We start from the raw sequence: 24,130 nt of genomic DNA on the forward strand, positions 1-24,130 counted from the left end.
TGAACCAGCCCTGACAGGGAAGCGGGAAGGGTGATCCTTATATGCCAATATTGCGGAAAGCTAGCCGAAGCTGGAAAGCATTGCCCTTTCGCGCGTCACCATTGGCCTGATAATCGCGCCGCCAGGTGATGCCGAGCGTCAGGCAATCATCCTCATAGGCGATGCCAAGGCGATGGCGGACGGGTTCATAACCATCGGCCATGCTGAGCGGATCTTCCTTAGCATCGGTCAGGTCGATCACGGTCGAGCCGAACACCGACCAGAAGCGGGCGAACTGGACGCGCCCGCCCAGCCGCAATTCTTCGCGGTCCTGCAAATCCTCCAGCCCCGCCAGCGCATTGCGGTTGAGCCGCAGATAGCCGACCATGGCGTATGTATCCCTGCTGCCCACGGTCGCGTCCAGTTCGTTGCGCCGGACGGACAGATGATCCTTGTCCAGCCGGAAGCGGTGGGTGAAGCTGATGAAATCCTTGTAGCGGATCGTGGTGCGGCCAACGATGTCGGACGTGCGGTCCGACAGGCCGGTGCCGTCGGGCAGGATGCTGGTGCGGCTGTTGAGCCGATAGCTTTGCCCGACGATGCTCTGGAGCGAGAAGTCGGGCAGGGACAGGCTATATTCCAGCCCATAGGTGATGCGGGTCGAATCCTCGAACCGGTCATAGCCTGCGAAGCGATTGAGGGCGAAGAGGTTGCTGTCCTCCAGATCGACGGCGCGGGCATCTTCATTGGGTAGCCGCAGATTGGCGAGTTTGGGTGCCGCGACGATCTGGATGCGCGGGGTAATCCGCTGCACGCCGCCGAACGCCTCGCCCATGAACGGCCAGCGCATGTCCACTGCCGCGGCGGCGATGCCGCGCGCCTGCCAGCCCGGTTCGCCCGCATAGCTGGCCGTCGGCGTCAGGTCATTGTCGCTGCTGTGATAGACGTCACCGCGCAGATAGCCGGTGAAGGTCACTTCCTGGCCCATGCCGGTCAGGGTGCGCAGATTCCATTCGGCCGCCGAGAAGGCGCGCTGCGTATCCTGACCATGGGTGCGCGTGATCGCCAGCGTATTGGCCTGCAATTGCAGCACGCCGCCCAGCAGCGGGTCTTTCAGGCGCAGGCGATAGTCCATGACCGGCAGCGCGATCGGCGTCTGCCCCTGCGAATCGCCCGCGCGCAGGGTCTGCACCGCCCAGCCGCGCAAGGAGAAATAGCTGTTCTGGCCGATTCGCTGCGCGCCGATGGTCGAGCGCAGCCGGTCGTCGCGGTTGATGTCGTAGCGGCGCAGGAAGGTGCGGTCGCTGGCGACGCGAATCGATCCGTCGACGCTCCATTCCGGCGTCAGTTGCAGCGCGCCGCTGGCGTCGAGATAGCCGCGGAAATCCTTTTGCGACGCTGCGGGCGGGGTGCCCACGCTGCTGTCGCCGGTCGCGACGCGGCTGCCATAGGTGGCATAGCCGGTGATCTGATAGGCGCCGCGATCATAGAGATGGCGGAAGGTCGTTTCGAGCATCGGCAGGCTGTCGGTATAGACATGCGGCGTGACCGTAAGGTCGCGATTGGGCGCAAGCTTGAAATAATAGGGCAGCGCGACTTCAAAACCATTGTTCCGGTCATAGCGCAGATTGGGCACCATCAGGCCGCTGCCGCCGCCTTCGCCGACGGGATGGGACAGGCCGGGCAGCGGGATGAGCGGCAGGCCGAACAGTTCGATATTGGCGTTGGTATAGGTGACCCGCTGGCGGGTCGGATCATAGACGACCTTGACCGCGTTGATCTGCCATGTCGGTTCCTTGGGGCAGCCCTTGCTGTCCTCCACCGCGCAGCCGGTATAGGCGGCGCGATTGAGCGTGTAGAGGCCGTTGGTGCGCGTGCCCGTGGCCGCCGCCACGCGACCGCCCGACTGTAGCACCAGCAAGATGTTGTCGACCAGGCCGTCCTTGAGCGTATCGGTCACGTCGAAGCGGTCGCCATAGGCGATATTGCCGTCGGGATCAGTGACGGAGACGTTGCCGATCGCTTCCACCTTGCCGCTGTTGCGATTCCACACGACCTTGTCGGCGCGCAGGCGATTGCCGTCGCGCAGCAACTGGACCGCGCCGCTGGCCGTGACGATGTCGCTATTGCTGTCATATTCCAGCGCGTCGGCGGAAAAGCCGATCTGGTCGTCGCTTGCCGGTACCGGCGCGTCCGGCGCGCTGATCGGCGTCTGCGGTTCGTTCAACTGCTGCGCCATGGCCGGGCTGGCGATAGCGAGGGACATCAGGGCGCAACCGACCAGCAGGGCAGGACGCAATGTAAGGGATGCAGGGAGGATAGCCAAAAGGTCGGGCCTCATGAAGGGGCGGTATCAGCGCCTGCCTATCGCATTGCTTGGCGCGCGCCGCAATCGCCCTGCTGCGCTCTTTTCCGGCAAAATCGGTCGAACGCCTTTGCCAGACGGGGCAAGCCGCACTATTTGGCAAAGATTACGTCTTACAGCCCCATGCAGAAAAGGTCCCTTGATGGATATCGCGATCAGCCCGACCCGTCCCGATGCCGACACTCTGGTCCTGGCCATGCCCAAGGGCACGCCCGACCGCCTGCCGGTCGCCGCATCCGCGACGCTGGTGGCGGGCGCTGCGGCTGCGCGCTTTACCGGGGAAGTGGGCACGACGTTCGAGAGTTTTGCGGACGAGGGCGGCAAGGTGCTGCGCATCGTGCTGCTGGGCACGGGGACGGGGAATGACGCGGACCTGGAGCGCGCCGGCGGCGCATTGACCGCCCGCCTGCTGACCAGCGGGGCGACCCATGCAGCGGTCGAATTTGTCGGCGGCGCGAGTGGCGCTGGCGCGGCGCGGCTGGCGCTGGGCGCGCTGCTGCGCGGCTGGAGGATCGACACATATCGCACCCGCCAGCCGGAAAAGGCCAAGCCGACGCTGACGACGGTGACGATCGTGTCGGCCGACGCTGGCGCAGCGTGGGAGCGGCATGCCGCCGTCGCGGCGGGTGTTGCGCTGACCCGCGAACTCGTGTCGGAACCGGCCAATATCATCTATCCCGAAAGCTTCGTCGAGCGTTGCCAGCATCTGGCCGAACTGGGCGTGAAGATCAGCGTGCTGGACCGCCCGGCCATGGAGGCATTGGGCATGGGCGCGCTGTTGGGCGTGGCGCAGGGCTCGGCGCGCGACGCGCGGTTGCTGGCGCTGGAATGGGACGGCACTGACGGCGCGGTGGAAACGCCGCTGGTGCTCGTCGGCAAGGGCGTGACGTTCGACACGGGCGGCATATCCATCAAGCCCGCCGCTGGTATGGAAGATATGAAGTGGGACATGGGCGGCGCGGGCGCGGTCGCCGGCGCGATCAAGGCGCTGGCCGGGCGCAAGGCCAAGGCGCATGTCGTGGGCATTTGCGGCCTGGTTGAAAATATGCCCGACGGCAATGCGCAGCGCCCCGGCGACATTGTGACATCCATGTCGGGTCAGACGATCGAGGTGATCAACACCGACGCTGAAGGGCGGCTGGTGCTGTGCGACGCGCTGACCTGGGCGCAGAAAAACTACAAGCCCGATACGGTGGTTGATCTGGCGACGCTGACGGGCGCGATCCTGGTATCGCTGGGCGATCAATATGCCGGGCTTTTCTCCAACGATGACGGCCTGTCGGACGATCTGACCGCGGCGGGCAAGATGGCTGGCGAACCGCTGTGGCGCTTCCCGCTGTCCGACGCTTACAACAAGCTGATCGACAGCCCGATCGCCGACATGAAGAATATCGGTGGCCGCTATGCCGGGTCGATCACCGCCGCGCAGTTCATCAAGCGGTTCATCGACGATGGCGTCAAATGGGCGCATCTCGACATTGCAGGCATGGTCTGGTCCGACAAGCCCGGTGTGACGTTCGACAAGGGCGCGACCGGCTATGGCGTGCGGCTGCTCGACCAGTTTGTCGCGGACAAGTTCGAACGGTAAGACGCCCCCACGCCCGTTCGGGCTGAGCCTGTCGAAGCCTTGTCCTTCTTCGCAAAGAAGAACGACCCCCTTCGACTGCCTGCCAAGGCAGGCGCTCAGGACAGGCTTCGACAAGCTCAGGGCGAACGGAGTTAGGATTTTAAGGCCATGCAGGTCGATTTCTATCAGTTGAGCCGTGATCCCGTCGATCAGGTGCTGCCGGCCATCGCCGCGCGCATCCTGACGATGGGCGCGCGCCTGCTGGTAGTGGCGCAGGAGCCGGACCGGCTGGAGCGGATTTCCGCCGGGCTGTGGAATGGCCCGCCCGACAGTTTCCTGGCGCATGGCCATGCGGGCGAAGCGGGGGAGGGACATCAGCCGATCCTGCTCGGCGCGTCCTGCGATGCCGCCAATGGCGCGCGTCATGTCGCGCTGGCCGATGGGTTGTGGCGCGACCAGGCGCTCGATTTCGACCGGGTTTTCCACTTCTTCGACGACGGCACGATCGAGGCGGCACGGGCGAGCTGGCGGGCCTTGGCCAAGCGCGACGGGATCGAATCCCGCTATTTCAAGCAGGACGGCCGCAAGTGGCTGCAAATGGCATAGCAGGGGCTTAGGCGAAGCCCCTTGCGGCCCGGCCCGGCCCCGTCTAAAGGCGCGCGCAGCATTTCCAACCATTCGGAGTATCGAGGGCCATGGCCGTCACGCGCACTTTTTCGATCATCAAGCCCGACGCGACCCGTCGCAACCTGACCGGCGCTGTCACCAAGATGCTGGAGGAAGCCGGTCTGCGCGTCGTCGCATCGAAGCGCATCCGCATGAGCCGCGAACAGGCCGAAGGCTTTTATGGCGTCCACAAGGAACGCCCCTTCTTCGCTGACCTCGTCGCCTTCATGATTTCCGGCCCCGTCGTCGTGCAGGTGCTGGAAGGCGAAAACGCCGTGCAGCGCAACCGCGACATCATGGGCGCGACCAACCCGGCCAATGCCGATGCTGGCACGATCCGCAAGGAACTGGCCGAATCGATCGAAGCCAATTCAGTCCATGGTTCGGACAGCGAAGAAAATGCTGCGACCGAAATCGCCTTCTTCTTCAAGCCGGAAGAAATCGTCGGCTAAAGCCCGTGATCCTATCGGTCTGAAAAAGCCCGGCCCTTCGGTGAAGGGCCGGGCTTTTTCATGGCTCTGCTATTTGCGGGCCGCCACCAGCGTGGACCAACGGGTGTCGATTGCGGCCACAGGCGCCTTGCCGACATTGCGCGTCACCAGAGAGAGGCCGCGCAACGTCACGTCATGCCCCGACAGCCAGCGGCCCGCTATGCCATAGCCGATGTCGTAGATTGCGCTATCCTCCCGCGCTTCGCCATTGACGACGAAGCGCGTGGTGATGACGACCGGCAGCTTTTCATCGCCCACGCTGTTGTCGGGCAGCTTGGCGTTCGCCCTGGCCTTTTTGAGTGCGTCATCGAACCAGTCGGCCTCGATCCGCGGCTCGCCTGTCGTGGATACCGGCGCAACGCCCAGCGCGGCGGGGAAGATCAGGGTCTGGCTCTGCACGATCTGTTCGGGCGCGGCAGGCTTCAGCACCAGCCGGTCGTCGCCGTCCGCCTTCGCCTCCAGCACCAGCTTGGCAGCGCGGGCCGAAGCCTGACGGCTTTCGCTGGCCTTGTCGGCGCGCGCGTCGCGCTTGTCCGACCAGTTGAGATAGAGGGTCAGCGCGGAAATACCCACCGCCAGGACCGCCAGCATTTCACCCAGGCTGATCCAGCGGCGACGGATCGCAGCGGCTTCCTGCGCACGGGCTTCCTGGGGCGTGTCGGGTGCGTCGCTCATCGTTTCAGGCCACCTGCGGCGGCACCTCGAACCGGTCGATGACCCAATCTTCGGCCTGTGCGCCGCCAATCCACTCCTGCATCCAGGGATGGGCGATGATGGCGTGCATATAGGCTTCGGCAAAGCGGGCCACGGGCAATTGATAGGTGATGAGGCGCGTGACCACCGGCGCGAACATGACGTCGGCCGCCCCGAACGGGCCGAACAGGAAGTCGCCTTCGCCGCCATGGCGGGCGCGCGCCTGCGCCCAGAGCTGCATCAGCCGCGCCAGATCCTGCTTGACCGCTTCGGACGGCGGCACCGCATCGTAAATCTGGCGGATGTTCATGCTATGCTCGCGGCGGAGCGCGGCGAAGCTGGAGTGCATTTCGGCCGCCATCGACCGGGCCATCGCGCGCGCGGCGGGATCGGCGGGCCAGAATTTCTCGTTCCCGGTTTTTTCATTGAGATATTCGACGATCGCCAGGCTGTCCCACACGACAATGTCATCGCCGTCCCACAGGATCGGCACCTTGCCGGAGGAGGGGGCGAATTCGTCGCCTTCGCGCCGCTTTTCCCACGCTTCGTCATAGAGGGGGACGACCGCCTCTTCAAAGGGCAGCCCGGACAGCTTGCACGCCAGCCAGCCGCGCAGCGACCAGCTCGAATAGGCTTTGTTCCCGATAAACAGCTTCATCATGCACCCGCTTTAGCCGGAGCGGCGCGCAGAAGTCGAGGGGCGGGACAGCAGCGACGAAACAGGATTATGGAGGCCCGAGCCGGAATCGAATTGGTGTCGTAAGTATCTTTGGTTTCTGCGTAAAATTTCCACTCGGATGAAGCCATCCATCGTTCAAACCATCAAATTTTATTTTTATCCGGGTTCTATTCCGAAAGCCGGAATCGAACGGTTTTTGGGCAGTGATTCGCGAATCACCGCTTCCATTTATCGGCTTGTTTCGAATGGATGCTGGTCCCTTCAATTGAGCAATCTAGGTCACGAGGAGGGGGGGCGATTGGAGGTCGCGTGTCCGTGTGCGGTGGGATCGAATTTTGTTGGTCTCAGGGCACGCCTTTTGTCGCCATGACGACTTGCTTCGCCCTGGTCATTTAGTGAGCGATGGTTGGGTGAGGCATAAATTGTAGATTTTTACCTCAGAAAGTGATTTTCAGTGAGTTATAAAGCGGCTATTTATAGCTCATGAAGTGGAATTGGCAGCAGCCAGACTGGCCTGAATTTCGTTGGAAAAGCGCCCTTTTGACGGCGCTCGAAGCTCGCTTCCTACAGCAGTTCGGTATTCTCATTGGCTCGGTCAAGCACCTTGCCGATGATGACCGCGCCGCCGTCACCGTCGATATCATGACCGGCGAAGCGCTCAAGACGTCGGAGATTGAAGGTGAGCTTCTCAACCGCAACAGCGTGCAAAGCTCGCTGCGCCGCCAGTTCGGTCTAGAAGTCGGAGACCATCGCATTCCGCCGGCCGAGCGCGGCATCGCTGAAATGATGATTGCGCTCTATCGCGCCTTTGCCGAGCCGCTCACGGATGAGGCTCTGTTCGCCTGGCATCGCATGGTCGTCAGTGGGCGACACGACATCGAGGTTGTCGGCAGCTACCGCGAACACGCGGATGCCATGCAGGTCGTCTCAGGCTTCAGCCACAAGCCGAAAGTTCATTTCGAGGCTCCGCCCTCAAAGGACGTGCCAGAGGAAATGCAGAATTTCCTAGCGTGGTTCGCTGCGACGTCTCCCGACGGACCAAGGCCGTTGCCAGCGCTGACCCGGGCCGGGATTGCTCACCTTTATTTCGTATCGATCCATCCGTTCGAGGACGGCAATGGTCGTGTGGCCCGCGCGCTAGCGGAGAAAGTGCTGTCACAGGCGATCGGCCAGCCCAGCCTGATTGCCCTTTCGCATGTCATCCAGCGTAAGCGCGCCGCCTATTACGATGCGCTGGAAGCCGCCAACAAGCATAACGAAATCACCCCTTGGCTAACCTATTTCGCCGAAACCGTGCTGGATGCCCAGACGCACAGTCTTGCCCTGATCGACTTTCTGATCGCCAAGACGCGATACTATGACCGTTTCCGGGACCAGCTGAACGAGCGGCAAGCCCGCGCCATTGCCCGGATGTTCCGCGAAGGATTGGACGGCTTCACCGGGGGGCTGAGCGCGGCCAATTACATCACCATCACCGGGACGTCCCGTGCGACCGCCACACGCGATTTACAAGAGTTGGTCAGCATGGGCGCATTGGGGCAGACGGGCACGCTAAAATCGACCCGCTACCATCTAGACTTGAGCACGTAGCCGGCGACGAGCGTTGGAGAGGGCATCGCCGCTCTGGTGCCTTTCGGCAGTTCGCGGCGAGAGCGGTCGTTCGACATCGTTGGGCTTATTCGAGTATGCCTCTCAAACGACGATATTCAGGCATGTCCTTGATGCGCGGATCGAGTTCGGCAAGCGCGTCGAGCGCCCCCGCCAGTTCATAAGGCATCCGGGCACGGTCATCGGGCGTGATCGCGTTGAGCAATCGCATCGCCTCTTGCGGATGGTTGCGGGCAATATTCTCCTTGTCCTTGCCGTCTCTAGAGATGCGATAGGTCAGCATATCAGCGTTTGGCACCGGGCGGATAAGCGGTAGGATCGTCTTTACCGCGTCCGGGAAATAGTCGCCTGCCTGCTCGGCGATCTGGACAAAGGCACGCGTAGTCTCGTCGCTGCGATAGCGCAGCGCGCGGGGCCAGCTGTTCTCGATGAATGGTTTAATGAAATCGGTCCATTGCCCATGCTCTTGAAGGCTGTTGCCTAGTGTCCAAAGAATCCTGCCGCGCAAATCGTCGTCGATCGTGGTGAGTGCATCGCGAATTTCCTCGAAACTAAACAGCGGCGCGACATCGGGGACAGGTCGTGACAACCAGACCAGAAGAGAGCCAAAATATTCGCGCTCCTGTTCGTCGAGCATCCACTGGGCATCACCCTTCAGGATCGAAAGCAACGGCGCCTTAAGCTCTTGCCAGAAGGGGGCTGGCATTGCGTTGCGATTGAATGCAAGGCCGTGCCATGCCGCTTCGGCAAGCGGATGGTCGAGCTGAAGCATCGGTAGCAGGAACGCCTGCGCCCAGTCATGGAAGCAGTAGTCGATCCAGCCCATACGTTGAGTGAGGACAGCGACGGCATGGCCACCGCCATGGCCGGGCGCGGCGACTAGAGTTTCGAATCGGCTGGCGAGATTGCGGTTCAATGATTTGTAGCGCTTCGCCTTCTGGGGCGTCAGTTTCCACAGCGCCTCGGTAAGCTTCCCAATCGGGCTGTTGATCGCCTTGTTGATCGACACTTCCGACCTGCGCTGCTCCACACCTCCGATCGAGGTCGTGCCGAGCCCGCTGTTGGTTGCATCGGGCTCGCTCGACAGGAATGGGTGCAGAAACCCGTCGAAGATCGCGAGCGCGTTTCTGCGATTATTTGCATAAAGCGCGGGAAGATGCGTATTGAGCCAGTCTGGTGCTGCATATCGAAGCGTGATCGCTTGCACCTGGCTAAGCCGCATGAACGAGTGCGCGAGCAAACATCGCAATTTAGGCGCCGTGTCTTCGGGCCATTTGTTGAACAGGTCTCCCCAAAGCTCCGCCGGGAACGCGCCCTTGCGGTAAGCAAAGCGCAGCGCTGCCAGAGCCTTGTATGGGTGTGCCTCCACCAGTCCCATGAATGGATGATAACTCGCCAGTTCCCTGATCGGGCGCTTGGTTCGCGCAAGTGCGACGTCTACCACCCGATCGAGTGGTAGAAGGTTAAGATCGCCGGGATCACTGACTTCACGAATCACGCCGCCACGACCGTCATGACTGTCGTCGGCATCGTCCGCCCAGCTATCGTTCCATTTTGGATGGATCAACTTGAGCTTGGCCAGAGCGTTCTGACCAGCTGCGGTCAATTGACATTGTTGCAGTTCTAGCCAGCGCAGATTGGTGGCGGCATAGGCGGCCCGGCGCTCGCGATATTGCCTACGCTTTTCGTCGCGAAAGGTCGGCGGTCCAGCTTCCAGGAGCCGCTCGACTGTCCGCTTCTGTCGGTATGACCATTCGTTCCATCGGGCCTTGATAAGGTGCAGCAGTTCGCGTTGACTATAGAAGTTCCACATCGTTTCGCGCTTCAACGATACGATGATCGCCAGCGCCTCAGCGGCGTTAGCAGTCTTTGGTTCGGCCGCTGCCCAGAGCCGAAATTTTGGAAAGATGCGCGTTTCGGTGGTTGGCCAAGCGAGGAACTCGCGGCGTGCAAGATCGGCATCGTACGCGAAAAGCGCGAGGTATATCGCCCTGAACCACATGACGTTGTGCGACTTCTTGCCCGGGTGTCCGTCATTGTCCGCCTCCGGCAGCAATGTCGGTGGATGCCAGAAATGGTCTCCGATCTCGTCGAGCAGCGCGGAGATGCGTTCGAGCGAGCCTCGAACGATCTGGGCGACCTGCGCTAGTGCTTCGGGCGGACACTTTACATCATGACCATGCCGGTCGAGTGACGCCACTTTGAGGTCGACGACGTCGCGCTGCCGCAGTGTACTCCAATCCTCGAGAGGCGGGCGCGGTCGCGATATGAACGGTCGAGAGATTTCAACGTAAGGCGTAACGCAGCGCTCGAAGAAGCGCGATACTGCGGGTGTCCAACCGGACCTCTTGAGCATACCTTCGAACGCGAACCAGCGGTCGCTGCGCTCCTCTTCGGGCAGCAGGTCGAGCGCCTCGAGATAGAGGTTCCAAAGCGCCTGCGCAGCTGGTGGCATTTCCTTGCCGGACCGGTTGCGCACGCGGTTTGACACGAACCAGAGCAAATGGGTGTTGGGACCATGATAGCCTGACGCCCACCACAGGGCGGCTGGCTCGTGACTTTGAGCGCCGAACCAACGCGCCAGATGATGGAGGCGGTCTGGAAGAGGATAATTCCACAACGCGCTGCCCCCCTGCAACGTCACTCGCTCCGGCTGAAATCCATCCCCTTTCAACCAGGCGAGGGGATTGCGGGCATTTTCGGGAACCGTCCGGCGCTCAACGGGCGAGGGTCGCAAAGGATCATCGTCCAGTCCGTAGTAATCCTGTGGATCAATTTCCTTGGCTTCGCTGTCCCAGGTTTCCCGACCCGGGGAGTGAAATCGAACGTTCGGGTCAAACACTGAGAGCCATTCCGCGCTTGGTGCCGGATCGGCATCGGCGAACGCCTTTGCGCCCCTCTTTGTGCTGACGAGTTGAACGACTTGGCCGCGCTGGAACGGTTTAAGGTCGGCTGGTGACCTGCGCGTCAGCGCCAAGACCTCATCGGTCCAGCGATCCGGCGATCGCGCCGCCTTTGCCCAACTGCCAATCGTCCGCCACAATGCCGAGTGTGTTTTATCAGGCGTGTAACAGATCGGCGTGACCCCGCGATCCTGCCAAATTTCCTCCGCGTCGTCGGTCGACCGGTCGGTGAAGACGTAAATCGGTGACTGGTAGATGACGCCCGTGCGGACGTTGAGGCCCTCGAGCAGGTAGCGCATTGGCGGATCGTCTGCGCTGTAGCCGAGCAATACGATCGTGTACTTTTCACGTAGCGCCTTCACGAAGCGTGTTGCCCATCCTTCGGCGAGATAGGCTCGACCGAAGTCGCTGCTACCGATGACGTAACTCGGGATTTCTTCAGGCTGCCGCGGATCGGCCAGGCGCCCGTGCAGATAGACAACGCCACGGATCGGCTGATTGAGTTCTATGTCGGGCAGGCCCGGCGGAACGATCGGCCGAACACTCCGTCCGGCTTTCTCGAATAGCCTATCGAAATTAGTGGTTACAATTTGCGGATTGCCGCTCGCCCCGCGTGACAGCGCAAGGATGTCACGATGGTGTTTCAGCGTACGCGGCTTACCAGCACCGAGCGCCGCATAGATTTGACTGTCGATCTCCTCGCGTCCAAACTCGCGCACGAGCACGTTGAACACGCGATCTAAGCTCTCCTTTTCAGCCAACGCCTGGCGGGCCTTTGTCGCGTCAAGCGTATCGATGATGCGGTTGGTCAGCGTCCAGAAGCTGTCGAGCCCGGCGGGCATCGACACCCCGGCACCGCAGAAGAAGATCACATTCCCCTGGGTTTGTTCCTCGAGTAGGTGGGCAGGGAGCGATGGGCCATGTTCGTCAAAGCGCATTTTTCCAGCATGACCAAAACAGGTGATAACACAAGAATTTAGAGCGAGATCACGAAATATTGACCAACAATTACTCGTCTCGAAAAAGCGAGTAATGAGGTGCCTTTGCGATCCACTTTCATTCGCCCATCTGTCCCCGATCGAGAAAGCGCCGGGCGCCGGCTTTTAAAATGACCTGCCATTTGGCAACGTGCTCACGAACGGCGGCTCTATTCCATGGCAAGCCGCAGGCCAGGGCTCGCGCAGCAACGGAGTGAGCGTCGGCTTGCCTTGTGCAGTCGCTCCATAGCCGACCGTCGCGAATCGACCCTTAACGGACACCCAGAGCCCGGTTTTCGATGCCCCGCAGTAGACGTTCCGCTTTTCCGCCAGCTGTCGACCACACACGGTCATTCCCGGCTCAATCTGCGCTTGCTGAAAGCAATCATCTGTTCATTAATTTTCCAGCTTTGTTCAGATTGAACGGCGGAGCATCGTATTCGGGGAAAGCAAAATGATTAGAACGCCAGAAGAAGAATGGATACGCCGACTCGGGCGCCCTCTATATCTTCTCATCAACCAGTCGCGCGTACACGAGCTCGGCATCTACTCACCGGTCCGAGCTGGAGCCGCCGCGATCGTCGCGCACCTGGCGTATTGCACGGTCACCGATGAAGAACGTGCCGACGTCAAGAGAGCAACCTTGATCCCTTGCGAGGCGTTTCAGCAGCTTGTGCGCCTCACTGAATCGTTCGACATTGTCGCCGCCTTGGCCGCACTGGACTTCGCCGATCCGATCATTGTGCGAACGCGCCGCTTCGTGGCTTTAGGCTTACCCGCCGGCTCGGAACTCCACATCGGCATTCGCGGAACCGTCAGCGCATACGATTGGAGCCTGAACGCCCGCGCTTGGCCGCGACGTGACAATTGCCTGCCACTGTACTTCCACGGCGGATTCTTGACCGAGGCGTCCTTGTTAGCAGGAAAGCTTGCAGCAGCGATCGCGGCCCATCGCTCGGCACCAAACCTTGAGCGCGTCTTCCTCCACGGTCACTCGCTTGGTGGCGCAATTGCCGCGATCCTCCATCAGAAGCGCGGGCTGCTCCTCCCCGTAATGCACCCTCAGATGCGGCGCAATTCCGGGGACTGCTATGTTTTCGGGACGCCTCGAACTGTCTGGCACCACGGCCAAGAATTCATCGATCAGCCATTCGCACTCCGCCGGCCCGACGATTTCGTTCCGCGAGTTCCCGCTGCAATGCTCGGGTACGGGAGTTTTCGGCAGCAGTTGCAGCCTAACGGATCTCCCTTTCACGATCGGGGTCTCGTAGACTTGTGGCCGTTCCTAAAGTGGATCGACGCACTCGCGTTCGGTAAGTTCATCGAAGGCCATTCGATGGAGCGCTATCGTGGTGAGGTCCTCGCAATTGCGGCCGAGCACCCCGACGTCGAAAGATACTGGCCCGACGATTGTTAGGATCGAGCCGGCGGCCATCGGGAGCACAATTGTTGTTGCGTGGCGCGGTGTCCCTAGCTGCCCTAGCGCCGTTGTCGCCCGAGCCGGCCGGAGCCTCAGGAGGCGGGGCTATGTAATGGAATCGCCGGTTTCAGGGAATGTACCGGAATCGCTCAAAGTCCGCTTCTCCCAAGGTCCGGCGTTCGCCTCCGTGCTAAACCGACCCTTAGGAGACGCTCAGCGATCGAATCTCGGTCCGTAGGTGCAGACCGTCCGGTTACGGCAGCTTGTGTCCATGCGGACACTCGCGCCATCAAGCGTCAGGACCATGGGTGCCTGATCGTCGCCTATCGTCGGGCCATCCGCTATTGCCAATCCATCACCCATCATATTCGTATGCGAGGCCGCTGTGGCGATCACGCGGCGGCGGTGCTCCTGAACGACAGTGACGAGGGGAGAGGACGCCACGTCATACTTGTCGCGGGCCTTCCATCTGACGCGTTCCCAGGCCCAACTCCGCAGGAACATTGAGACGATCCGCCTCATCGCAAGGCAGCCTTGCAGATTGACCCTTCCACCCAATGTGATGGAGAAGGTCGGTTCAGATGGGAAAAGGGTAGGTAGTGGCGTTTATCGCGGAGAAGTTCGAACTGAGGCCCGACGAACTGGCCTTCCACTTCGCGGGCGATGAGGGCCTCGCGATCGAGGTGCTTTTTAACTTTCTGAAGCGCGCTTCCACTATCGCTGGCCGCAACGGCGCGGAACTGCGTGTAGTCGGGCTTCTCGAGGGAAGCCTGCTAGTGAAGCTTAGGGCGATCCCGGTCTCAAAGATGGCCCAGAATGCCGGCCGTAAGTTCGTCGATGACCCATTGGGCGAGGCTGGCAAGGTGACCGTGCTGGTCGGTGGAATCGCAGCCGCGCTGATCTGGGCCTTCGGTCAGGAGGTCACGCCGATTGCCAAGGCTGGCGCCGAGATCGTCGACAAGCATCAGGTGACGCAGATCAGCGTCGTCACTAACAATCATGTGACCGTCGTCATGAACGAGCCGATCGCTGGCAACGTGCGGGCGCATCAGGAGCTTGCACGAGGCAGGAGCGCGAACACCAGGCGTCATCGCGTGGAGGCGCCTGCGACAACGCTTGCAGAAATGCCGCAGCTGACCACTATCTCAGAGGATTTCCGGCGCGGAAGGCTCACCGGCACTGTCGCGCCGTTCCGGGACGCGATGCACTTTCAGCCCGACGGATTCCACTTCTCTGTGCCAGTATACATGATCCCCGGCTCGCATGTGCAGCTGGTTCCCGGCGCGCACTACCGCGTCGGCGGAAGAATCGAGATGCTGGATGGGCAGCCCGACCGGCTCGTCGTCGAAGCTGCGGAGTTGATCCCCGGCTGATCCCTCAGGCCGCCTGCTAATCATCAGGCCGTCTGTTCACCGAAGGGGGCGGTGTGGACGATTTGTGCGTTCGCGTCGCAGCCCTCAACCAGCCAGCGCTTAGGATCGCCCCATCTTCCCCGTAATTTCCATTCTCTGGATTTATCCCGCAATATCAGGCCATTGCGCCGGCCAAATTTAGCCAATCTGAATTAATGGTGGCGCCCGCAAATAAGACCGTCGATGGTTAGCCCTGCATGTTTAGGAGGGCTTCGCATGGCGGATGACGAGGAAGCACAGCGCATCTGTCATCGGTGCGTCGGCGACTTCCATCTCAAAGCGTTGATTGTGAAGGATGGCGCTGTCGGCGAATGCTCATACTGCGCCGCCGACGACGAGGCCTGCATCTCAGTTGAGGACCTTGCTGACCATGTCGAGGGGGCGTTCGATCGACACTACCAGCGCACCTCGGATCAGCCCAACATGTATGAATCGATGCTGCTGCGCGACAAGGAGATCGACTACGACTGGGACCGCCACGGCGAGCCGGTGATCGACGTGATTGGACAGGCGGCCGTAGTGGAAGAGGAGGTTGCCCAGGACGTGCTCGCCATCCTTTCGGATCGACATGGCGACTGGGACTCGGCGCAGATGGGGGAAGAGACCGAGTTTCATCCGGACAGCTACTATGAATCAAAGCGGCCGAGTTCGGGAGAGATCGCCGCCGAATGGTATGGGCTGGAGCGGTCGTTGAAGCTGCGGTCGCGCTATTTCAATCCACAGGCCGAGAGCCTGTTGAAGCGGCTGTTCGACGATCTGGAAAGGCTGTTCACCCATGATGGTCGATCGGTCGTGGTGGAGGCGGGGCCGGACAAGGCGATCAGGTGTTTCAACCGTGCCCGGGCCTTCCACCATTCGCACGAACTCGACGAGGCGATGATCCGGCCGGATTTGCATCTAGGACCCCCGCCCGCGAACCGAGCAAAGGCTGGGCGCATGAACGCGCATGGGATCGCGGTCTTCTATGGCGCGGATGACCGGGATATTGCGCTTGCCGAGGTTCGGCCGCCGGTCGGCAGCAGAGCATTGATTGGCGATTTTGAGCTGCTCCAGACGGTCAGACTGCTCGACGTGTCGGCGCTGGAGACGGTGTATTTCGATGGGAGCGTGTTCGATCCGGCATATGCCGAGCAGCGCTCGCTGGCGAGGTTCCTAGGCAGGCTGAGCGACCGCATTACGATCCCGGTCATGCCGGACGATGAGTCGACGGAGTATCTAATAACGCAGATGATCGCCGACTATCTCGCGCGACGGCCGGCGCCAGGTCTCGATGGTATTTTGTTCAAGTCTGTCCAGAGGCCGGGGGAAAAACGGAATGTGGTCCTGTTCCACCACGCCTCGCGGGTCGAGGAGATCGAGATACCAGAGGATGTGAAGGTTTCGGTGCACCAGTTTCAGACGAGCGATGATGGACCGGAGCCGGACTACACCGTGATGGAAGAGGTCCCCCCGGCGGCTGAGCCTCCGGCTGAACCCGAGCCCGACACGGATTTCGCCTTGGGAAGCATGACGGATTTTCGACCAGAGATGTTCCGGTACGACCCTAACGCGGATGAACGGGAGCCGTATCTGAGGGTGAACAGGGACACGCTGATCGTGCGTCATGTGACCGGTGTAACTTTCGACACGACTGATTACCCTGTGCATCGGCATCGCTCGAAGAAGCACGACCTATTCTGATCTACGCCGTCGCTTGCACATAATGGATCGCGTAGGTTTAATGCGCCGATGGCAGGAAGTCCAAGCGAAGAAGAGATCATGGCCGCCATCGAGGCGGCAGGCTACCTCATGGAGCAGGAGGTGGCTACGCAGCTCGAGAGGCGCGGCTTGCACGTCCGAACGAACGTGGCGTTCCAGGATTCCGAGGAGGGGAAGTCGCGGGAGATCGACGTGACGGCGATTACCCGGGTTGCGGTGGACGAGACCGAGAAGGTCGGCGCGTTGGTTGAGGTGGAGTGCAAAAACACCGCAAATCCGTTCGTCTTCATCGCTAGGCCGAAGAACGAGGCCGACCGGCGGAGGACGCCGGAGGAGTTCGTTTTTCCTTACGAATACAAGATGTCGAAGGACCTGGGCGGCGGACGAAGCGCCTATCGATCTTACTCTCCTTTCAACCATCTGGGCTTCGACAAGGTGTTCGACGCGCATGTCAAGCCGTGGAAGGCTGTGCAGTTCTGCCGGATCGATCGGCAGGGCAGGGGCTGGCACGCGAACCACGGCGGTCTCTACGACGCAATTTTTTATCCCATGGCGAAGGCCCTGAATGCCCGTCGAAAGGAGCGGCCCAAGCCGACCCGAGCCGAGGATTGGCATTACATCTGGCTATATTTCCCACTTGTCGTCACGTCGGGGGATCTTTTCCTGATCGATGCAAGTGCCGAAGCGACGAGGCCTGAGCCTGTCGACCACGTCTCCTTCCAGCGCGAGCTGAAGTCGGCGAAGCTATCGGGATCGTTTATGGTGACGTTCGTCCGTCAGCAGGCGCTGGAGAGTTTCATGGCCGACGTTGTTGATCCCTTGTCAACGCTTTGTCGCGATCTGATCGAGAACCGGCTTGCCTTCATGAGAGAAAAGGATCTGCCCTGGGTGGACTAGGTGCAGTCCTTCCCAGCTCACAGTCCCAACTCCGCTTCGGCCTTGACCCGGCAGAAGCCGGCCAGGCGACCCAAGATTTAAGATTAAGCCGCGAGATTTCGCGTAGGATGCGCTGATATGGGCGGAGCGGTGGCTGGCAATCGCGACCCATCGACGCAACCGGAACGAGCAAGATAAAATATCGCCCTGAGCGATAATTCATCTTGCGCATTGAGCGATGACCGCTATGTTGATGATGCGATGGTAGCTCATACTGAACCCGTCAGAAGCTGGGGCCACAAGCCCTGTGGGGAGATTGCCTCCCCGACTACCACCTGCGTCTCGGCGGCGGGGAGCGGCGCGCCGCGCCCGCCCGGGACCGGGCGCGGCAAGCCCGAGGTACAAACGCTCCGGAACAGTGCTCTCAACAGTGCCTACGGGGGCCGGCAATTTGTCGCCGGTCTGGCCGAAAGGAGAGCCCCCAATGAGCCGTCATCCTCGCACGCAGCGGCACCGGCCGCCTCGTCCCTCGCGTTGGCTCCTTCTCATGAAGGTGATCATTGCGATTGGACAGGCGGTATCATTCCTGAAGTATCTTCTTCACTTTCGCGAATGAACGGTGACCTCGGGACAGCCGCACCATGACCAAGCGCAAGAGCATCAACGATGCCCTCCGGCTCCTGCGCCTCTACTGCGGGTTTTCGCAGGCCGAGATGGCCGGAAAGCTCGACGTTGCCCAGTCGATGGTTTCTGACATCGAGGGCGGGCGCAAGAATGTCACGATGGATGTGCTTGAAGCCTATAGTCAGGCTGTCGGCGTCCGCATGTCGCAACTTCTTTTCTTTGCCGAAGAAATCGAAGGTGAACCGATTGCGCGCCGCGGACAGCTGATCATCGCCGACAAGGTGCTCAAGCTGCTCGAAATGCTGAAGCCGGCCAACCGTGAGGCAGCGTAAGCCAAAACGCTATGAACGCTACGCGCTCGAGGATTCGCCCTGGGTTCAGAACCTGACCCAGCGCGACCTGGCCGAGCTTCTTGGCTATACTAAGACCCAGCTCGAGGCACTAATCCGCGATAAGGATAACTGGATCGGCCGGCGCACCGAGATGATCGGTAGCAAGCTTCGCAACCTTGCGGTCCCGCGAGGCAAGCTACGGGCGGTGCATGAGCGTCTCAAATTCCATCTCAACAAGATCAAGCAGCCGGATTACCTATTTAGCCCGCGCAAGGGCCGCGCACAGCGTGACAATGCCGAGCATCACGTCAGTCAGGGCCAGTTCCTGAGTCTTGATATCCGGCAGTTCTATCCTTCGACGACTAGCGAACACATTTTCCGCTGGGCACATCATGAGCTGGGCCTGCGCACCGATGTTGCAGGCATGCTGGTCCATCTAGTGTCCGTTGATGGCAGGATGCCGTTTGGATCGCCGATCAGCCCGGTCCTCACCACGCTCGTCCACCGGTCGATGTTCGATGCGATCAAGCTGATCTGCGACGCTCATGATCTGCGAATGTCGTTGTGGGTAGACGACCTCACGATTTCCGGACGGGCCATTCCCGGCACGCTGATCGAAGATGTCCGCGCCGAAATGCGCCAGCGCAGCTTCCAGACCCACAAGATCCAGTTTCGCTCAGGCAATCGCCCGGTGATCGTGACGGGTGTACCGATCGACGGGGACCGCGTCGCTGCGCCGCGATCGGTGCATGAGCGGGTTCGTACCGGATATGCTGCGTTGCGGGTGCCTCTCGCTGATCCCGACCGTGCGCAGCAGATCGACAAGCTCCTCAGCGCGCTCGGCACGCTGCGTTATCATGTGGGGCGCAGTTCGCCGGAAGGGCGCCGCGCCGCCAATCGTATGGATGCCCTGCGTCGCCGACGTTCAAGCCTCTCTAAGTCGGTCACCACCTTGCCGACCTTGACCGACCGGGAAGCGAGCGCCGAGCTGCCTGTTTCGACGTCATCGCTTCCATGGGAATGAAATCAAGGACCACTCCACGGCGACGCATGCGAGTCGCGCGGAGCAACGATTGAATTCAGGCTACTGGACTTCCACTGTCGCTATACACAATTGTGCAACAATGACCGGACACCGGCCTGTGGTCCTAGCATTGGAAATCGGGCGCGCCCCACTCCGGCGGATCATAGATTTTCGACCGCTTGATGCTGCCGGTGAATGCTGTCGCCTCTTGCAGCGCGGCCTTGTCGGCTTTCCATCCGCCGCGATCCCGATTGGGGTCGGCCATGATCTGGGTGATCATGCTATGCGGATCGGCAGCATATCGATAGAGGCCCCTCCCGTCATAGTCCTTGGCGTCACCAAAATAGAGCAGGCGCACTTCGCCCTCATGCTTGAAGGCGCGCCGTTTCAGCAGGAGATGGGAAGCGAAGCGTTGCGGACTTAGATCGAGCTGGTCACCGCTCTGGGCATAAGCCTGAAGCTCGCGCTCACGTTTGTACTTGACCTTGCCGATGAAGCAGGTGTCTTGGGGCATCGAAGGATTAGCTGCCACAAGGCTGGCCAGCACCTTGCGCGGCGTGGACCGGATGCGAAGGAAGCGCGCGTTAGGGTCATTCGCGTAGATGCCCCACATCGCTTCCGACAGGTTCTCGCGGGTCCAGCACTGGCCGACAAAGTCGTTCCGGAAGCCATATTCGAACCGCTTGCCGTCGAGCTTCCCGCCCAGATTGAGCTGGAAATTTTCGAACTTGTCCTTCCAGTTGTGGACTTGGCTCAGCACATTTGTGCGGTCGGCGAAGAGGCTGACGACGAAGGCCTCGGGCATGATCCGGTAGATGGGCTTGTCCAGCTCGACCTCGGAGAGATTGAGGGCATTGCCCTCTGTCAGTGGGTTGGCCATCGCATCAACTCCGCTACTAGCCGGCGAAGACGGCTAGCGGCGCGACGACGCCGTCGCGCTTGACGAAAATTTCGTTCCCGGCCTCAACCTCTTCAATCATCGCTTCATAAAGCCGCAAGGCGTTCCGCATGACTTCTGCATAGGAAGCCGCCTCGGTGATGTCGCGCAGCCGTTCCAGGCGCTCGACCGATTTGGGCGGCATGTCCATCTGGATGCGGCGAGTCGCGCTGCCAGAGGTTTCACGCGCTTTTGGCATTCGCTTCCTCAATCCTTCTTGAAATAGCGCCCGAGCACCATCCCGACCCAAATGCTGCCTGATGCCCAGACCGCATTAAGTTCGTTGTAGCTGCCATCCCACCAGCCCAGCATCGCTGTCGCCGTGATGGCGAGCGTCATAAAGCCCAGCACCCCATAGGTGATGCGAGCCTGATGCCGCGCTGTGTCACGCCGTTCCTCAATCGCGGCGAGTTTCTCCACCGCCTCGATGTCTTCGATCTCAACCCCGTCGATGGCAAATGGCTTGCCGACGGTCACTTTATACTTCGCCATTCCCGCTTCCCTCTAGGGATGCGGATCACAGCCTTCGCGAGCCAGTATCTACTCAACGAACATTCCGAGCTTCGCCAAGACGTGATCCAGTCACAATCGGCTCTTCTGCACCAAGACGAGTAGATACTGCCTCGGAATGTCATTCTTCTGCTGTCGTAACAGCCGAAGACAAATCAGGGATTACTGCGGATGATGCCTCCTATGATCAGTAACCCCATTCCCTACGGGAAATGTTCTTCACAAGTATTTGACCTCCATTGCTCAAGGAAAGGACAGTTACACGCCAATCTGAGCATTTGATTGGAGTATTACTCGCGATCGCTTTGGACGCGGCCGCTCGGTTGCGAATTCGTACGCGGGTTGGAAGCGCGCAGGCTGCTAAATATGCCAGCAAAGGCCGAAAAGCAACAGGAATGAGTAATATATCCTCAAATTATCCTCATGTCGGGTGTCGCGCGGTTTTTTCTGCGCTCCTGATGCCTCCAAAGGCGGTTCCGTCCCGACACAACGGTGATGAGTACCCGAAGACAGCGCGGATTTTTGCGCTCAGGTACCGACACACAGGGGCGGCTGCGTTAGACTTGCGGGATGTTCACACGAAGGCGCGACATGGCTGACAATCGACCGAGCGACACCACCGAGATCTGCGAGGAAATTCTTCGGACGGAAAAGCAGTACAATCTCGATCACGAGATCCTGAGGAGCGAGAACGTCATCATCGACCGCTTGCTTGGCCGGCGCATCGAGCTGATCGACGCTTATTCCGAGCTACACCACAAACTGGGCGCCCAACCCCACGCACTTAAGATATTCCTCGGAGCACTGCTGAGCACAGCTGCGATCTGGAGTCCGGAGAAGATTATGGAATCGCGCGATGGTCGCCAGCGGCTTGAAGCCGTGAATGCACTGGTTGCTGAAAAGGCGAGCGAACTGGCAGCACTGCTACGCGAACGCGAAGCGCTTCATAACGATTCCGGCTTTGCCGGTAACACCCACTACCATGTTTGCCGGGTTATCGAGGATGCTGCCCGCGAGAACTACCTGTTCAAGTCCTGGGTTCGCGACGATCTGCGTGCGCTGCGCGGACGGTTCGACCTCAAATACTGGCCGCGTATCCACCACTTCATGGATGCTCTCGCGCTCGATGCGGATAATGCCGAGCTGGAGGCGACCGATCCGATCACCGCTGCCGCCACAACCGGTCTGCGGGCATCGCGCGCCGATTTCTTCAAGGCGCTGTTCGCGGCGATTGAGGAAAACAGTACAGCGATGCACGGCTTCATCCCCACCGGGCTGAAACTCACCGACGGCACCCTTGCTTCACTGGCAAATTGCGCGCTCGACCTCGGGCCGGATGATCTTGTCGACAGCGGTTATGTAAAGCGATTTCGCCAGCGTGAGCGCAACAGCGCGCAAGTGCGAAATGCAGACATAGCGCCGTGACAGTGATTGAATGGAAGCCGGCAATGAGCCGCTACCGCCAGGCCCGCCCCCCGATCATTGCCGGCTCGTACAGCGCGCTGGGGCTTTTCTCCTGACTGACGTGCGCTGTCGAGCCTAAAGGGCAACCCGCAGAAGTAGGTCTTACCTCAGCACGCCAATGCGCGTTCGAGAATAGCGGCGGCCTGTCGAACATCCCCGATCGCTCCGTCATAGATGCCGTCGAGGGTGGTGCCCCATCCTGATGTCGTTGCCGCTGGATCGAGGCCACAACGCTCGAGGGCATTGGGAATTATTGCCCCATCCTTGCGATGTCCCGCCTCCTGCCGAAGGTCCGATAACGCAAAGAGCCGCTTGATCGGTTGCGGGTGGAGGATTCCGGACTCTTTGAAGCGCTCGAGAATTTCGTCCTTATCTTCGACTAAGTGCAGACCGGTCTCGTTCGCGATTTCTGCCAAGCAGAGCAGGCGATCGAGAAGCTTGAGCCGACCATAGCCCTTAGTATCGGTCTGGGGGCCCATTGCTTTGACAATGCGACGCAATGCTGCTTCACCCCAACCTTCATTTACTACCTTGTCGAGATCAAGGCAGCGTCGAAGGAAGGCAGGCTCGCTCAACCCCAGAGGGATATGACGGGTGATGGCCTCGACAAACCTTGCGTTCCACCAGCCATTGCGTTCCCGCTCTGCGGGATTCAGGCCGGTCAAAACCTCTACGGTAAGATCGTCAAGCCCGAGGGCTTTCGAGAGTTTCACGAGCTGTTTGCCGACAGCTACCAGGCCATCGGTCAGATCCCTGGCCCTCGTCGCTACATTGGGTATCTTACGCAGCGCTGTCAGGCTCTCTGTTGGAATCGGGGCGGCGAAGTTGTTCCAGTGCCGGACCACTACCGTTGGCGCGCCTTCGTACAGCTTGCGAGCTTCCAGCTGCAGCAGATCGCGACCAACCCGGCGGATGAATCCGACGCTCCACTGGCTGCCACAGGAGACTCCGCCACTCATGGGTGAAATCTCGAAATCCGGCTTTCCCTCATAGACCGCCAACACCTCGTCACGGACGTAGACAGTGTCGTCGCCGTAGCGCAGATTTCTCGCGCCCTGTCGGTTGAGTGGGCCTGATAAACCAGGCCAGATAAGGCCGACCGTGTCGAGCACGTCGCTGGAAATGGGAAGGGGGCCGGGCCTGGCGAGGATGCGGGCGCCCCAGACCTGTGCGGTGTAGCCTTCCTTTGGGGCGAAACGAAGGTCGAATGTTCTGTCATCGAGGACGGCATCGATATGGCGCTGATCTCCCAACTCTGCCGCAAGAGTTGGGTCGCAGGGGCCGAACCGCTGTTCGAAATAGATCTGAACCAGCGCCCGCCCGGTCAGCGTGAGATAGTCCTGTAGGTGATCGCGCGACACGCGCACCCGTGCCGTGGTGTAATTGGGGCAATCATAGTGAGCTGGTGGATCGACCTCGGCAATGTCATACTCAGGGGCTGCGGGATCATCCCAGTGGATGGAGCCGTCCGCATGGGCCCGCGGTATCAGGCCGTAGGTCATGGTAAAGCCGGGATCGAGGACCATAGTCGTATGATTATGCGCTTTCCAACTCAGGACGAGCGGTTCGAATTTGAGGCATTGATCGTCAAGATATGCCCCAATCCAGAATTTCGGTTGATAGGGAGCGAGGGAATTGGGAGATGGGCGGGTACCGCTGGTTTCGACATGGTCATTGAGAGCCGAGAGCTTCCCCCCCAAACGCTCTAGATCGTCCGGCGTGATCAGAGCGGTCCAAGACTCGCGTTTACCCCTCGCGGGCTTTTCGAAACTGCGGATTTCGGCGACCGTGACGATGGGCTCAGCCCAAGGATCTTCCTCGGGGATATGCTTCAGGAGATCGGGCCACCAGGCGTCGTCCATGCAGGAATACTCGTCTCAAGGTTTGATTATGAGGGAGTGGCTC

19 protein-coding genes are annotated in these 24,130 nt (G+C 60.5%); 11 read left to right on the forward strand and 8 right to left on the reverse strand.

Features of this window, described 5'->3' with window-relative positions; all coding sequences use genetic code 11:
* Window positions 1-37: 37 nt before the first annotated feature.
* Window positions 38-2,245: an LPS-assembly protein LptD gene (locus IWY39_RS15550; protein WP_231377532.1), complete on the reverse strand. Its 2,208-nt coding sequence runs from the start codon at window positions 2,243-2,245 to the stop codon at window positions 38-40.
* A gap of 241 nt (window positions 2,246-2,486) precedes the next feature.
* On the opposite strand from IWY39_RS15550, the gene IWY39_RS15555 reads away from it, so the two are divergent.
* The 3 genes from IWY39_RS15555 to ndk all read left to right on the forward strand — a co-directional run bounded on the left by IWY39_RS15555 (window position 2,487) and on the right by ndk (window position 5,029).
* Window positions 2,487-3,932 carry a leucyl aminopeptidase gene (locus IWY39_RS15555; protein ID WP_107125400.1) on the forward strand — a complete coding sequence of 482 codons (1,446 nt, stop codon included), beginning with the start codon at window positions 2,487-2,489 and terminating at the stop codon, window positions 3,930-3,932.
* Between the two features lie 147 nt (window positions 3,933-4,079).
* A complete protein-coding gene (locus tag IWY39_RS15560) occupies window positions 4,080-4,517 on the forward strand; it encodes a DNA polymerase III subunit chi (protein WP_107125401.1) in 438 nt (145 codons plus the stop codon).
* A gap of 89 nt (window positions 4,518-4,606) precedes the next feature.
* On the forward strand, window positions 4,607-5,029 hold the full coding sequence (gene ndk, locus IWY39_RS15565) for a nucleoside-diphosphate kinase (protein WP_006953431.1): 423 nt from the start codon (window positions 4,607-4,609) through the stop codon (window positions 5,027-5,029).
* Between the two features lie 69 nt (window positions 5,030-5,098).
* Here the strand turns inward: ndk and IWY39_RS15570 are convergent, their stop codons facing one another.
* Window positions 5,099-5,743, reverse strand: coding sequence for a hypothetical protein (locus IWY39_RS15570; RefSeq protein ID WP_107125402.1), 645 nt, complete (start codon window positions 5,741-5,743; stop codon window positions 5,099-5,101).
* 4 nt (window positions 5,744-5,747) lie between these two features.
* Window positions 5,748-6,422: a glutathione S-transferase family protein gene (locus tag IWY39_RS15575; protein ID WP_019053396.1), complete on the reverse strand. Its 675-nt coding sequence runs from the start codon at window positions 6,420-6,422 to the stop codon at window positions 5,748-5,750.
* Window positions 6,423-6,923: 501 nt separating this feature from the next.
* Here IWY39_RS15575 and IWY39_RS15580 point away from each other — a divergent pair.
* Window positions 6,924-8,030, forward strand: coding sequence for a Fic family protein (locus tag IWY39_RS15580; protein ID WP_107125403.1), 1,107 nt, complete (start codon window positions 6,924-6,926; stop codon window positions 8,028-8,030).
* 85 nt (window positions 8,031-8,115) lie between these two features.
* Here the strand turns inward: IWY39_RS15580 and IWY39_RS15585 are convergent, their stop codons facing one another.
* Entirely contained in the window at window positions 8,116-11,889 is a 3,774-nt protein-coding gene (locus tag IWY39_RS15585) for an SIR2 family protein (RefSeq protein WP_107125404.1), read from the reverse strand.
* Window positions 11,890-12,382: 493 nt separating this feature from the next.
* Here IWY39_RS15585 and IWY39_RS15590 point away from each other — a divergent pair, with 493 nt between their 5' ends.
* The 6 genes from IWY39_RS15590 to IWY39_RS15615 all read left to right on the forward strand — a co-directional run bounded on the left by IWY39_RS15590 (window position 12,383) and on the right by IWY39_RS15615 (window position 19,314).
* On the forward strand, window positions 12,383-13,345 hold the full coding sequence (locus tag IWY39_RS15590) for a lipase family protein (RefSeq protein WP_107125405.1): 963 nt from the start codon (window positions 12,383-12,385) through the stop codon (window positions 13,343-13,345).
* A gap of 602 nt (window positions 13,346-13,947) precedes the next feature.
* Window positions 13,948-14,721 (forward strand): hypothetical protein, encoded by a 774-nt coding sequence (locus tag IWY39_RS15595; protein ID WP_107125407.1) that lies wholly within the window; start codon window positions 13,948-13,950, stop codon window positions 14,719-14,721.
* Window positions 14,722-14,976: 255 nt separating this feature from the next.
* On the forward strand, window positions 14,977-16,440 hold the full coding sequence (locus tag IWY39_RS15600; RefSeq protein WP_107125408.1) for an RES family NAD+ phosphorylase: 1,464 nt from the start codon (window positions 14,977-14,979) through the stop codon (window positions 16,438-16,440).
* Window positions 16,441-16,518: 78 nt separating this feature from the next.
* Window positions 16,519-17,355, forward strand: a complete 837-nt coding sequence (locus IWY39_RS15605) for a hypothetical protein (protein ID WP_145246944.1) — start codon at window positions 16,519-16,521, stop codon at window positions 17,353-17,355.
* A 620-nt stretch (window positions 17,356-17,975) separates the two neighbouring features.
* Entirely contained in the window at window positions 17,976-18,290 is a 315-nt protein-coding gene (locus tag IWY39_RS15610) for a helix-turn-helix domain-containing protein (protein ID WP_107125410.1), read from the forward strand.
* The gene (locus IWY39_RS15615; protein WP_107125411.1) at window positions 18,277-19,314 is read left to right on the forward strand and encodes a reverse transcriptase family protein; all 1,038 of its coding nucleotides are present in this window, start codon (window positions 18,277-18,279) and stop codon (window positions 19,312-19,314) included. Before IWY39_RS15610 ends, IWY39_RS15615 begins: the two co-directional genes overlap by 14 nt.
* A 124-nt stretch (window positions 19,315-19,438) precedes the next feature.
* On the opposite strand, the gene IWY39_RS15620 is transcribed toward IWY39_RS15615, so the two are convergent.
* From IWY39_RS15620 to IWY39_RS15630, 3 genes are read right to left on the reverse strand one after another with little or no spacing between them, the layout of a single operon-like run.
* Window positions 19,439-20,194 carry a hypothetical protein gene (locus IWY39_RS15620; protein ID WP_107125412.1) on the reverse strand — a complete coding sequence of 252 codons (756 nt, stop codon included), beginning with the start codon at window positions 20,192-20,194 and terminating at the stop codon, window positions 19,439-19,441.
* Window positions 20,195-20,210: 16 nt separating this feature from the next.
* A complete protein-coding gene (locus IWY39_RS15625) occupies window positions 20,211-20,450 on the reverse strand; it encodes a hypothetical protein (RefSeq protein WP_107125413.1) in 240 nt (79 codons plus the stop codon).
* A gap of 8 nt (window positions 20,451-20,458) precedes the next feature.
* On the reverse strand, window positions 20,459-20,743 hold the full coding sequence (locus IWY39_RS15630) for a hypothetical protein (protein WP_107125414.1): 285 nt from the start codon (window positions 20,741-20,743) through the stop codon (window positions 20,459-20,461).
* Window positions 20,744-21,352: 609 nt separating this feature from the next.
* On the opposite strand from IWY39_RS15630, the gene IWY39_RS15635 reads away from it, so the two are divergent.
* On the forward strand, window positions 21,353-22,186 hold the full coding sequence (locus tag IWY39_RS15635) for a hypothetical protein (RefSeq protein ID WP_107125415.1): 834 nt from the start codon (window positions 21,353-21,355) through the stop codon (window positions 22,184-22,186).
* Window positions 22,187-22,332: 146 nt separating this feature from the next.
* On the opposite strand, the gene IWY39_RS15640 is transcribed toward IWY39_RS15635, so the two are convergent.
* Window positions 22,333-24,087, reverse strand: a complete 1,755-nt coding sequence (locus IWY39_RS15640) for a hypothetical protein (RefSeq protein WP_196871611.1) — start codon at window positions 24,085-24,087, stop codon at window positions 22,333-22,335.
* Between the last annotated feature and the right edge of the window lie 43 nt (window positions 24,088-24,130).

Origin of the sequence: Sphingobium sp. JAI105 (assembly GCF_015752145.1) — a bacterium.
Taxonomy (GTDB): Bacteria; Pseudomonadota; Alphaproteobacteria; order Sphingomonadales; family Sphingomonadaceae; genus Sphingobium; species Sphingobium xenophagum.